The organism is Vibrio sp. 1978 (assembly GCF_033344345.1).
The window spans coordinates 1-638 of sequence record NZ_JAWPOP010000609.1; the positions used below are offsets into that span (position 1 = coordinate 1).

Genomic DNA, 638 nt, shown 5'->3' on the forward strand with positions numbered 1-638 from the left:
TCAGAGACCTCACTTTCTAATTGAAGACGAACCGCGTACACAAGCTGAAGTTTGAGTGAGACTTGATCGACATGCTTAACTCGATACGGCAACTCAAAATTAAAGAAGTTACGTACTTCCTCAACTTTGCTGCCGAGTTCATTCAATGTGGAAAGCGTTTGCATCGTCTGCTTTGCTTGAAACCAAAGAGTTGCAGAAAATACACACCACAAAATGAATAAGAACCAAATAATCCGCTTAATCCCTGCTCTTAATTGATGCAACGCTCAGTCCTCATATAATCCATTAATTACAAGCATATACCATGTTCTGAGCTCTGGCTGTGCTTGCTTCACATAAAAAAAGAGAGCCTAGGGCTCTCTTCATAAGAATTAGTTACGACTTAACTGATCTTTCAAGTTTGGCGGTGTCCCTTTGATCGTCAGCGTATCTGTTTCTGGATCGTAGAAAATACGCTCGCCCAATAACAAGCTGTCAAAGCTGATATTTAAACCACCACCGGCACCCACATATTTAGTCAGCTTACGAACCGTTGAGCGATCACCAGGGAATGATTCTTCAAGCTCGTAACCTTGCTCTTTGGTGAAGTCCATAAAGCTCGTACCATCTTGGCTTGGCGGTAACTCACCAGAAAGTTC

General features: G+C 42.5%; 1 protein-coding gene and 1 pseudogene. Both read right to left on the minus strand.

The annotated features are described in order from the left end of the window. Positions 1 to 263: pseudogene (locus R8N49_RS28105) on the minus strand (Hpt domain-containing protein); the annotation flags it as partial. Between the two features lie 108 nt (positions 264 to 371). Further along, positions 372 to 638, minus strand: a 267-nt coding sequence (locus R8N49_RS28110) for a nucleoid-associated protein (RefSeq protein ID WP_318190569.1), incomplete at its 5' end; no start/stop codon positions are given.